Origin of the sequence: Leptolyngbya sp. FACHB-36, from assembly GCF_014695955.1 — a bacterium.
GTDB lineage: Bacteria > Cyanobacteriota > Cyanobacteriia > Leptolyngbyales > Leptolyngbyaceae > FACHB-36.
Genome location: NZ_JACJPG010000314.1, coordinates 1 through 11,288, shown reverse-complemented (window position 1 = coordinate 11,288; position 11,288 = coordinate 1). Strand labels below are relative to the sequence as shown.

9 protein-coding genes are annotated in these 11,288 nt (G+C 54.3%); 4 read left to right on the top strand and 5 right to left on the bottom strand.

Going from position 1 to position 11,288, the window contains the following annotated elements:
• Nucleotides 1-1,601, bottom strand: a 1,601-nt coding sequence (locus tag H6F43_RS08635; RefSeq protein ID WP_190342388.1) for a serine/threonine-protein kinase, incomplete at its 3' end; no start/stop codon positions are given.
• Nucleotides 1,602-2,029: 428 nt separating this feature from the next.
• Between H6F43_RS08635 and pheT the strand changes: the two genes are divergently transcribed.
• Together pheT and H6F43_RS08625 are read left to right on the top strand one after the other, a co-directional pair.
• Nucleotides 2,030-4,474, top strand: coding sequence for a phenylalanine--tRNA ligase subunit beta (pheT, locus tag H6F43_RS08630; RefSeq protein WP_190342387.1), 2,445 nt, complete (start codon nt 2,030-2,032; stop codon nt 4,472-4,474).
• Nucleotides 4,475-4,477: 3 nt separating this feature from the next.
• The gene (locus H6F43_RS08625; protein ID WP_190342386.1) at nt 4,478-4,747 is read left to right on the top strand and encodes a YciI family protein; all 270 of its coding nucleotides are present in this window, start codon (nt 4,478-4,480) and stop codon (nt 4,745-4,747) included.
• Nucleotides 4,748-4,841: 94 nt separating this feature from the next.
• Here H6F43_RS08625 and H6F43_RS08620 read toward each other — a convergent pair whose 3' ends face one another.
• The 3 genes from H6F43_RS08620 to H6F43_RS08610 are packed head-to-tail and all read right to left on the bottom strand — an operon-like array spanning nt 4,842 to nt 6,527.
• Complete coding sequence (locus H6F43_RS08620; RefSeq protein WP_190342385.1) at nt 4,842-5,114, bottom strand: type II toxin-antitoxin system mRNA interferase toxin, RelE/StbE family; 273 nt, start codon at nt 5,112-5,114, stop codon at nt 4,842-4,844.
• A complete protein-coding gene (locus H6F43_RS08615; protein ID WP_190342384.1) occupies nt 5,111-5,326 on the bottom strand; it encodes a hypothetical protein in 216 nt (71 codons plus the stop codon). The genes H6F43_RS08620 and H6F43_RS08615 overlap by 4 nt, the downstream gene beginning before the upstream one ends.
• A gap of 55 nt (nt 5,327-5,381) precedes the next feature.
• Nucleotides 5,382-6,527, bottom strand: coding sequence for a cob(I)yrinic acid a,c-diamide adenosyltransferase (locus tag H6F43_RS08610; protein WP_190342390.1), 1,146 nt, complete (start codon nt 6,525-6,527; stop codon nt 5,382-5,384).
• A gap of 216 nt (nt 6,528-6,743) precedes the next feature.
• Between H6F43_RS08610 and H6F43_RS08605 the strand changes: the two genes are divergently transcribed.
• Nucleotides 6,744-8,249 carry a YncE family protein gene (locus H6F43_RS08605; RefSeq protein ID WP_190342383.1) on the top strand — a complete coding sequence of 502 codons (1,506 nt, stop codon included), beginning with the start codon at nt 6,744-6,746 and terminating at the stop codon, nt 8,247-8,249.
• Nucleotides 8,250-8,362: 113 nt separating this feature from the next.
• Here the strand turns inward: H6F43_RS08605 and H6F43_RS08600 are convergent, their stop codons facing one another.
• Nucleotides 8,363-9,427: a Gfo/Idh/MocA family oxidoreductase gene (locus H6F43_RS08600; RefSeq protein WP_190342389.1), complete on the bottom strand. Its 1,065-nt coding sequence runs from the start codon at nt 9,425-9,427 to the stop codon at nt 8,363-8,365.
• 338 nt (nt 9,428-9,765) lie between these two features.
• Here H6F43_RS08600 and H6F43_RS08595 point away from each other — a divergent pair, with 338 nt between their 5' ends.
• Nucleotides 9,766-11,247, top strand: coding sequence for a hypothetical protein (locus tag H6F43_RS08595; RefSeq protein WP_190342382.1), 1,482 nt, complete (start codon nt 9,766-9,768; stop codon nt 11,245-11,247).
• Nucleotides 11,248-11,288: the final 41 nt, after the last annotated feature.

Here is an 11,288-nt window from a genome sequence, read left to right as displayed (position 1 = left end):
GTGCGAGCCATCGCCAGTTGATCTTCCGTCAACTTCGCTCCTGACAGATTTGCGCCACAAAGATTGGCACCTCGCAAATTCGCATTCAGCAGATACGCCGCGCTGAGGTCAGCACCCCGCAAATCGGCTCCCTCCAAGTCCGCGTTGCTTAAATACGCCCGCGTCAGGTTTGAGTCGCGCAAATTTGCGCGACTCAAGTTTGCCCGTCCAAAGTCCGCGCTGATCAGGTTTGCTCCCTGAAAATTAACCTTGCTCAGATTTGATTGGTGAAACATGGCACCAGACAGATTCACTCTTGGCAGATTGAGCGAATTGAGATCGTGCGAGGCGAAATCCCGCTTGCCTTTGGTGTAATAGCTTTGCAGGCTTTGAGCGTCCAGCCGAATTGGCATTTTGGCTTTTTCACCCGAAAAGTCGCGGCTGCGTCCAACAGAGTCCCGACCTTGTCCTGATGAATCTCGGCTGCGGAGCGGCGCACTTAGACCAGCTCTAGAGTCTAAAACGCGGCTGCGGGTCAGTCCCGGTTGTAAGCTGGTGGCGTCTGATTTGTTTTGACGCGCCCGGATTGCCATTGCCGCCCGCGCCGCTGGAGAAGACGGCGTGCCGCCAGCAGAGTCCGGAGCGTCTAATCGAGGGTTGAAGGATTTGCGACCGCCCGTGTTTCCCTTAGAGGACAGCATACTGTCCTGTAGGCTCTGCAAGTACGGCTCTAAGTCAAGATCTCGAAAGATGTCCTCAGCGAGTTGATAGCGGTGCCGAACCGACACCTCCAGCATCTTCTTGAGCACACCGACAAAGTGGTCGCTGATGTGAACATATTTTTGCCACAGCAGTTCACCAGTGGAAGGGTCGTAGTCCAAATCTTTAGGAGATTTACCTGTCAAAAGATAAATGCATGTGACGCCTAAGGCGTAGAGGTCGCTAGCGGGAACCGGACGCATTGCCATTTGTTCCGGTGGGGCGAACCCAGGGGTGCCGATCGCATACGAGGTAAACGCTGTGTGCTCCGAGGCATTTTGCGACGGCTGATGCTGGTACTTCACCGCTCCAAAGTCAATCAGCACCAGCTTGGCATCCTGAGCGCGGCGAATAATGTTAGCGGGCTTAATATCCCGATGAATCACGCGGTTCTCATGGATAAATTTGAGAACGGGCAGGATTTCGCTGAGGAACTGCTTGACTTGGTGCTCAATTAGAGGACCGTCCCGCTTCACTTCCTGCTGAAGCGTGAAGCCGCTGACGTACTCTTGCACCAGGTAAAACTCTTGATTTGCCTCAAAGTAGTCAAGCAGACGAGGAACCTGCGGACATTTACTGCCAATCCGCCCTAGCGTTTCCGCCTCGCGCTTAAATAGCTCCCGTGCCATGTCCATCACGTGCGGAGCCGTGGCACTAGGACGGAGCTGCTTGATGACGGAGTTCGGTTTTCCAGGCAAGGATTCGTCGATCGCCAGAAACGTAGCACCAAACCCACCCTGTCCTAGCATCTGCACCACACGATAGCGATCGCGCAGGAGAAGCTTTGTACCACAGGCCTGACACAACTCGTTGTCAGTGTGATTTTGCGGAGTGGGACAGACCGGATTGAGGCAGTAGCTCATGCAGCTTGGCTCGTTCTAACATCGACTACTGGGATATCGCTACCCTACTTCATTATCCGAACTGGAACAACAAGTAAGAGTGGCATTCATGCGGGAATCCCTTGAAGAGTTGCTAAAGTTGCCGCCCTTCCACCTTAAAGTCATGATTAACATCGATGGATTTACGGATTATTCAGTTTCTTCAGGATACAACCATCTCTAAGGTGCCCAAGTCCCCGCTCTGCCGAACAGAATTTACTAGGCTTACTAGTTATTACTCTGCATTTGAAAAATTTCCGAATAGTCTACCTAGATTTATTTTGGACTGATTTTGCAGAGTGTTGATGAATCTACATTGTTTGTTAGAGAACCGGAACCGCAAATGGGGAATGGAGAGTGGGGTATGGCAAACGGTAGAATAGGTGGGCTGGCGTAGGTTAGGGCAAGTCATGCGGATCTCACTGAACTGGTTGCGAGAACTCGTCGATATCACACTGTCTCCGGAGGAGTTAGCAGAGACGCTGACAATGGCAGGGTTTGAGGTCGAGGATATTGAGGACCGTCGCACGTGGGCAGATGGCGTCGTAGTCGGGTATGTGCTGGATCGACAGCCCCATCCGAACGCCGATCGACTCAGCGTTTGTCAAGTAGATATTGGAGCGGCAACGCCCTCGACGATCGTTTGCGGCGCTGCCAATGTGGCAACAGGGCTATACGTGCCTGTCGCCACCCTTGGAACCGTGTTGCCCAAGGTGTCACCCGATGGCTTGAAGATTAAGCCTGCTAAGCTGCGCGGCGTCGCATCCGAGGGAATGATTTGTTCGCTAGCAGAGTTGGGGCTGGCAAAGGAATCGGCAGGCATTCACCAGTTTGAGGGACACCTGAAGCCCGGTAGTGATGTGCGTCCTCTGCTGGGCTTGGACGATGTGATTCTGGATTTGACCTCAACAGCCAACCGAGCAGACGCGCTCAGTATGGTCGGCATTGCGCGAGAAGTGGCGGCGCTAACCGGGGCTAGCCTGAAATTGCCCCAGTCGCCAGAGGTTCCTACCCACTCGAAACCAGAGACGCTGAGTTTAAAGATTTCTGAGCCGCACGGCTGCCCTGCCTACATTGGCACCGTAATTGAGCAAGTGACGATCGCGCCGTCTCCGTTGTGGCTGCAACAGCGATTGCAGGCGGCAGGCACGAGATCGATCAACAACGTGGTAGACATTACAAACTATGTTCTGCTGGAGTGGGGACAGCCGCTGCACGCATTTGACCGCGATCGTCTCCAGTCTCAAAGCGGTCAAACGACTCTACAAGTCGGCGTTCGCTTTGCTCGTTCCGGTGAGACGCTAACCACCTTGGACGGACAAGAACGAACCCTGAGCGAGCAAGTGCTGCTAATTACCACTAGCGATAAACCTGTGGCGCTAGCCGGAGTGATGGGCGGCGAAGCGACTGAAGTTCACGCGGGCACCCAAACCCTGATGCTGGAAGCGGCGCTGTTTGATGCGGCAGTCATCCGGCGATCGGCGCGATCGCTGGGGCTGCGAACGGAAGCTTCGGCACGCTACGAGCGCGGTGTGAACCAGGCAGCGCTGGAGCTTGCCTGTCGGCGGGCAGTGCAGCTAATTCAAGAGTTGGCGGGCGGTGTCGTCGTGTCGCAGGAAGTCGCGGATACACGCAGTCAGGCGGGCATGACGCGATCAATTCAACTGCGGCTCGACCGGGTGAACCAGATTCTCGGCGACGTGGAGTTAGGCGATGACGCGATCGGCGAACTCCAAGCGTCAGACATTGAACGGACGCTAACCGCGCTAGGCTGTGAGCTTTCTCCTCGAACCGCTAACAACGAGTGGACCGTCACTGTGCCGCCTTACCGCTACCGGGATTTAGAGCGGGAAATTGACCTGATCGAGGAGGTTGCTCGGCTCTACGGCTACAACAACTTCTGCTCGACCCTGCCAAGTCAGGCAGAATTGGGCTACCTGTCGCTGGATCAAGAGCTGAAGCGCAAGCTGCGCGAAGCGTTCCGCGCTAGTGGGCTAACTGAAGTCATGCATTACTCATTGGTGAAACCGGAGGGCGATCGACAAATTTCGCTGAGCAATCCGTTATTCACCGAGTACTCTGCGCTGCGGACGAATCTGCTTGACGGATTAATCGATGCCTTTCTATATAATCTGGAGCAGGGCAACGGTCCGCTAAACGGCTTTGAGCTGGGGGAAGTGTTTTTCTCGGAGGAAGACGGACTGAGCGAAGCCGAGACGGTTGCAGGCATCTTAGGTGGCGACCCAACTCAAGGAAAATGGGTGCGGGCAGGACGATCGCAGCCGATGACGTGGTTTGAGGCAAAAGGACGCTTGGAAAGCGTGTTCCGCCGTTTGGGGCTAGCCGTGGAGTATCAGCCCGATCGTCGCGATTCGCGGTTGCATCCAGGTCGTACCGCCTCGCTCTGGCTGCGCGGTAATCGCCTTGGTACCTTTGGGCAACTGCATCCCCAACTGCGTCAGGAGCGTGGCTTGCCTGATGAAGTCTACGGGTTTGAACTGAATCTTGACGTAATCCTGAATTACCTGGACCACGAGGAAACGTTGGTGCCGCTGTTCCGCTCCTATTCCACATTTCCTGCCTCCGATCGCGACATTGCTTTCTTCGTGTCGCGGCAGGTCTCGGTGGCGGAACTGGAGCGCGCTATCCAGAACGTCGGCGGTAAACTGCTGGAATCGGTGGAGCTATTCGATGAGTACAAAGGCGACAAGGTCGCAGCGGGACAGCGCAGCCTCGCTTTCCGACTGGTGTATCGGGCAGACGATCGCACCCTGACCGACGAGGACATTGAACCTGTGCACCGAAAAGTGCGCGAAACGCTGACAGAGAAATTTAGGGCAGAACTGAGGAGTTAGACCATGCCGAAGTATGTTCTCTGGGGAAGCTACTGCAAGGACGTTTTGGAGAAGCGTGCGCCCTATCGGCAGGCACATTTAGACGGACTGGCAAAGCAGAAAGAAGCAGGCGTATTGGTGACGATCGGTCCCACCAAAGACCTAACCCAGGTGTTTGGCATCTACGATGCTCCCGACGAAGCCACCGTGCGACATTTGATCGAAGCCGATCCCTACTGGCAGAACGGCATTTGGACCCACTACGATGTAACCGAGTGGATTCAAGCTATTTAGCGGCACTGTTGCTAAAACAAAGCAACCGCAGCGGGCAATCAGTGCCAAAGAATCTCTGAGCCAGGTGATCGTTTAACTTGAAGCTGCATGAAGTTCAATACACTTCGTCATGGGAACCCAAGTTCAGCAGTAGAATAGTTGCTTCCTCATCCACGAACTCAAATAGAACCCGATAGCTGTAGTCGATCGAGCATGCCCAAATACCAGACAGATTTCCTGTGAGTTTGTGAGTACGTAAACTGGGATGGAAGGCGTCTTCCGCAAGCTGTTGCAGAGTCTGCTCGATTAAAGGACGCAGTTGAGGATTTTGCCGTACTATTCGCTTAAACACGCGAATGGACTTTGGACTCCAAGCAATGCGTCTCAAGCATCTAGCTCCGATAAGAAATCCGCAACGGAGCCATACTGCACGTTGCCTTCAGCGTAGTCTCTGCGAACGTCTTCAACCTCTTGCAGAATTTGGCTACGTCGACGTTGCTGGAGTCGCCTCTGCAGAAGATTGAGTAAAACTATCTGATCGTCTAAAGATAGAGCTTCTACGACTTCGATCGCCTGTTGGAAGGTAGACGTTTCGGTCATCTCAGGTATCCGGTGTGAGTGAGTTGAGCAAGCCGTTCAGTTGCCATCATATTGCCTAGTAATCCACGCCGCGCTTCAAGTCCACGCCCTTTTCTGCATAGTGCTTGTGGCAGATCATCTCGGAGTGAACGCTGGCTAAGTCAAAATAGGCAGGCGGGTTTTTGCAGCGTCCCGTGATGATGATCTCCGTATCGCGGGGTTTGCGGAGTAGCGCCTGGACAATCGGCTCCTCTGGCAGCAATTCTAGATCCACTGTGGGATTGAGTTCGTCCAGGATAATTGTTTTGTACAAGCCCGATGCAATCGCGGCTCTGGCAATTTCCCAGCCACGCTCTGCTTCTACATAGTCCAAGTCCTGCTGCTGTCCGCGCCAGACGATCGCGTCGCGTCCACAGCGCTGATGGTCCACCAAATTCGGATAAATTTGTCGCAGTGCTGAGATCGCTGCATCTTCGGTGTAGCCTGTGCCGCCCTTGAGCCACTGCAACATCAGCACACGATGAGACTTGTCTTGACCAATGCCGCGCCCGATCGCCTGCAATGCTTTTCCTAAAGCACTAGTGGATTTGCCCTTTCCGGCTCCGGTGTAGATCTCAATGCCTTCGATGCCTTGCTCTTTTGCGGTTGGGTGATAGTGGGGACGCATTTCTGAGTGCAAATCGGAGATGTCCAACAACGGCTGCGGTGCCCCGCGACCTGTGGCAATAATCTCCATGTGCTCCGGCTTGCGCTTCAGCGTGTTGACCACCTCATTCACAGGTAGCAGCCCCAAGTCCAGCACCGGATTGAGTTCGTCCAGCACAACCACCGAGTACAGCCCAGACGCGATCGCGCCTTTTGCCACATCCCAGCCCCGCTGCGCTTCCAGCTTATCAAAGCGGGTAATTTCGTTTGGTCCGAAGAATTCTGCCCTGCCTGTACGAACCTGATCAATTAAATGAGGAAAGCCGCGCTGTAGAGCTTCGATGGCGGCATCCTCGTCGTAGGTGCGTCCGGGTCCTTTTAGAAACCGCAGCAGCAGCACGCGGGTCTGCAAATCAGAATGAATGCCCAGCCCGATCGAGCGCAGTACAACTCCCAACGCTGCTTGCGACTTACCTTTTCCAGCACCGTCGTAGACGTGAATTTGTCCGGTGAGGCGCTCCGATCGTGTAACGGCTGTCCGAATGCCAACACCTGTGCGGGTTCCCGTCTGTGTCATAGGTTCCATCGTTTGCTGCTGCTTTATCTTAGCGAATTTGCTTACCCCTGAACGGGTGGCAACTTTACGCTATAGGTAGCAAGGGTGACTGGGAAATCGCAGAATCTTCTCCAGATATATAAGGATGTCTGCAACGATGCCCAGACAGAGCCATAGATTCTTACTCCACTTTGGCAGACCTCGGCTATCCTGACGGAGATGTTGTGATACGTGGACATGGCGGAATCCAATCTGGTCCAGCTTGCCCAGCGCGGAGACGCAGACGCGATCGCGCAGTTGATGAACACATCGCTGCGGGCGATCGGCGTACGGGCACGAGCGGCGCGGCAAGGCGGAGATTTACACGTGCTGCTAGAGGCAAATCAGGTGCTGCCGCCGCAGTCCTGCATTGAATTTTTGCGGAGTGGGATGATGCGGCTAGGTGTAGCGCTATCCTCGGCGGTGATCTACAGCCGCGTGGAAGGGCAGGCGGCCCCGGCTTGGGTACAGCGAGTAAATTTGCTGCCGTTAGCGTTGGCAAATCCGTTTGTGCTGGCACCAGACGCGAGGCTAGAAGCTAACAGCGGTTTTCGGTTGCTGTCTTGGGGTCGTGGCAGGCTGTTCGATTTGCTGTTGCTGAGTATGCCGCTGTGGTTAGTGCTGTGTAGCGGCTACATTTGGAGCAAGTATCTGGCAAGCAGCGACGTAGCATCTCGTGCGCCCGTTGCTAGCTTAAACCGCGCCGGGATGACGATCGCCCCGCCCGATCGTCGCTTAGAGTTGCAACGGGTGATTTCCGGTGGAATCGCGCCACAGTCAATCATTCAAGCAGGCAATCAGTTCTTTGTTGCCAACGGCGCGGCGAGCCATTCGCTCACCGTCTACAATCCAGCATTTCAGGTCGTCAAGACGCTTTCCGCTAAGATTGCCCTGTCTGATGCTGGCTTTGCTGCGTTTCCCGGTCAGCAGCAGGGCGTTCCAGTAGCAGCAGCGGCAGATTCGGATGGGCAGTCGGTTTGGGTCGCCAATGAACGGATGGACGGAGCGGGCTTTCGTGCTCCAACGGATGACTGTAATCCCAGTCAGAACCAGTCGCCCAGCTTTTTGTACCGGATTCCCACACAGACTCTATCGGTCAGTCAGGTGGTGCAGGTAGGCACGGCTCCCAGAGCGATCGCGACCAGTCGTGGCTTAGTGCTGGCAAGCAACTGGTGCAGTTGGGATGTCAGCGTGGTGGATACGCAGAAAAATCAGGAGGTGCGGCGAATTCAAGTGGGTCCCTATCCGCGAGGAATTGCGGTAGATGCTAAATCCGAGACCGCTTACGTAGCAGTAATGGGAGCAGATCGGATCGCCGCGATCGCTCTGAAGGATTTCTCGGTGCGCTGGCTGCGAGACGTAGGACGATCGCCGCGCTACCTTGTCTTTGATCCCGCGGGTAAATACCTCTACGTCAGCTTAGGCGAAGGATATGTGGCAAAACTTGACGTAGCAACGCAGACCGTTGTTAGCCGCGTCGCCACCGGAAACGCCCCCCGCAGTTTAGCAATCTCCTCGGATGGAGCGAGCCTTTACGTGGTCAACTACCACTCCAACACCGTGAGCAAAATTCGCACCGAGGATATGGCGGTAGTGCAGACCCAAACCGTGAATGCGGCCCCGATCGGTGTTGCCTACGACGCTACGACGCGCCGCGTCTGGGTAGCGTGCGCGTCGGGCAGCATTCTGGTGTTTACTGATTAGGAGCTAGTGATGAATCGGCAGCACTTAGATTTAGGGTGATAGTCGAGAGCCAAGACCTCCGAGGGTTTGCAAACCTCGGAGGTCTTGGGGAGCGCTAAGAAATTGGCGACCTCTCAAACGGCAACAACAGCTGAAGGCAACGGCTCTACCCCTGTGTTATGACTTTGCCATGCCTGACCATCCAGCGCCATCTGCTCGATCGAGCTTGCCAACCGCAGCGCCTTTAGCGCCTGTTCGCCGCCGACCGAGGGTTGGTTACCACCTCGCACGCAGCTAACAAAGTGCTCTAGCTCCGCGTGAAGCGGTTCAATGTTGCTGGTGTAGACCTTTTCAATCAGTCCATCCTGCCGATACAGCACTTGACCATAGTCAGTGCGGTAGTTTGCAGTCGTTTGGCGATGGATCAGGATCTCATTGTTGAGGAAGTCCGCCTCAGTTAGCGAACTCTTGCAGTGGGCAGCAATGCGACGAATCTTGCGGTGCGTCACTTTACTAGACGTCAACGTTGCGACAATACCATTGGCAAAGCCTAAGGTCGCCGTTACGTAGTCGAGGTAGCCAGAGTCCGAGGCGCGACTGCCGCTAGCGGTCAGCCTAACTACAGGAGAGGCCGCTAGTTCCAGCAGCAGATCGATATCATGAATCATCAGATCGAGCACAACCGATACATCGTTTGCCCGATCGGAATAGGGACTCATGCGGTGCGCTTCTAGCGCGAGTAGTTCCTCGGTTTTGAGGACCTTGCTAAGTTCCTGAAAAGCAGGATTAAACCGCTCAATGTGCCCAACCTGCAAAATACACTGAGACTGCGCCGCCGCGTTCACCAGCGATTCTGCTTCCGCAATGCTGGCAGCGATCGGCTTTTCAATCAGCACATGAACGCCCGCCTGCAAACAGGTCATTCCAACCGCATGATGCAGGCGCGTGGGCACCGCAATGCACACAGCGTCTACATGCTTCAGCAAATCTCGATAATCTTCAAAAAACCGAACGCGATATTTGCTTGCCGTATCAATGCCGCGCTCGACATTCGTATCTGAGACACCTACCAGTTCCACGTCCTTCAGCATACTGAGAACGCGAGTATGATGCTGCCCCATATTGCCAACACCAATTACGCCAATTCGGATTGGCTCCGGACTTCGCTGCAAATACCCGCTTGAATACCCCAACGACAGACTGTTCTGCACGCTCGTACTCTCCTCCACCACCAAAATGAACCGAATTGATAGCCGTAGCCACTTCAGTCATCCAGATAGTAGCACAGTGGTTACATTTATGAAGAATTCCAAAGTTAGAACTAAGTTCCTGAATTAAAAATCTTTCTGTCGGGATATTTTTCGGTTTTTGAACATCCTCAGATTCCAGGATTCTAAGTGTTAGAACGTTAAGGGGTTCTTCCCAAACCGCTTGCCTACTGATTTGCCACCCATTTGTGATGATGCGCTTCTTGAAACCACAGTATTCAACAACACGTTGGAGGTACGGAACGATCGGGATTGTTGCGGCATTAACGATGACAGGTTGGGCGCTAAAACCCACCTCGTTCTTGAATGCAAGCAGTCCCAAGGTGCTTTCCGGTAACGAAACTGCAAAGCTACAAGCAACCGCGACTGCTAGAACTGTCCAGCGACAGCAGCAGGCTCGGCAGGTTCGCCCGGAGAACTTTGATTTAAAACGCTTCCCGGTGATCGATGCCAACGAAAAACACTGGCGTAATATTCTGTGGACCACTGCTGTTGTAGAGCCTCAGGAGGCATTTGTCGCTGAAGCGCTCGATCAAGTTTTAGCGCTGATGACACGATCGGGGCTGTCTGATTCGCAGATGCGCACAGTGGACATGGCAACCAAGATTGGCACTCAGCTTTATCTAAGCAATCCAACGCTCTACAGCCGAATTGGACAGCGCTTTACAGAGGCAGTTGCTGCTAGTCGCGATCCGGAGTGGGTTGCAGTGTCGCTGTCCGGACTAGCGAAGGCGAACCCGACAAGCAGCCTCACCCAGCAACTGAGTCAGCAAGTACAGCAGCGCTTCCCAAACTGGTCCGGCAATCCTTACCTGCAAACAACGCTGCGAGAGGTTGCCAATCTGCGATCGACCCAATCAGCGCCGCCGCTGCGGGATTTGCTGAACTGGACAATCGCGCCTAAGCAGCCCCATTTGTATGTTCTGTGTCAGCCCGATCGCTATGTTGTGTGCCAAACGGTGCTAAAGGATCGCAGTGGGCAGTTTGTTCGACAGTCCAACGGCGAACTGTGGTCGGTGCCACTGCTGCTGCGATCGCTGCATAATCTAAGCTGGAATTTTGTTCGAGGACAGACGCCGCAGGGAGTCTATCGCATGGAGGGCACGGTGCCGCAGCCGGATGACGAGTTCTTCCGTGCCTACGGACAGTTCTCGTTAGTGAATTTGTTTGTACCGTTTGAATCTGGCGTCAAGCAGTTCCTTCCTAGCAAAAAAGGACGATTTACTGGCAGCGTGCAAGAGTACCAAAAACTGCTGCCTCCGTCCTGGCGCGATCATGTTCCGATGCAGCAGAGCTATTGGGCAGGTAGGATCGGTCGCAGCGAATTTCGGATTCACGGCTCTGGCGAGTCGCCGGACTTTTTTAGCGGAAAAGATAAAAATCCCGACACCTACAACTGGAATCCCACGATCGGCTGCTTGTCGGCGCTAGAACTGTACAACGAGCAAGGACAGCTAGTAGCGGCAGATATGCCAAAAATTTTGAGTGCGCTGGAGAGCGTTGGTGGCAAACGGTTCTCAGGGTACATGATGGTCGTGGATTTGCCTGGAACCGCAGGGAAACCGCTGGCGATCGATCAGATTGACGCGGCCATCCGCGACAGTAAATCTGCAAAGCCACAAATAAAGGCGGACGCTCGCGCAGATGCTTCCAGCACACGCTCGGAAGCCCTTTCTATGCCATCTGAAATCGCTGAATCTCCCCGTCTTTCCGATTCTTCGGTGCCGCGTCCCCTTCCAGTCGCATACTAGAAAGTTGTAGCGTTTTAAGCAAACAGCCTATAGCCATTCGC

Bases quoted from the DNA above. Each gene is read 5' to 3' on its own strand.
- H6F43_RS08610 (WP_190342390.1), bottom strand. From the start codon at position 6,527: ATGACACAGACGGGAACCCGCACAGGTGTTGGCATTCGGACAGCCGTT.
- H6F43_RS08595 (WP_190342382.1), top strand. From the start codon at position 9,766: ATGACAGGTTGGGCGCTAAAACCCACCTCGTTCTTGAATGCAAGCAGT.
- H6F43_RS08605 (WP_190342383.1), top strand. From the start codon at position 6,744: ATGGCGGAATCCAATCTGGTCCAGCTTGCCCAGCGCGGAGACGCAGAC.
- H6F43_RS08625 (WP_190342386.1), top strand. From the start codon at position 4,478: ATGCCGAAGTATGTTCTCTGGGGAAGCTACTGCAAGGACGTTTTGGAG.
- pheT (WP_190342387.1), top strand. From the start codon at position 2,030: ATGCGGATCTCACTGAACTGGTTGCGAGAACTCGTCGATATCACACTG.
- H6F43_RS08615 (WP_190342384.1), bottom strand. From the start codon at position 5,326: ATGACCGAAACGTCTACCTTCCAACAGGCGATCGAAGTCGTAGAAGCT.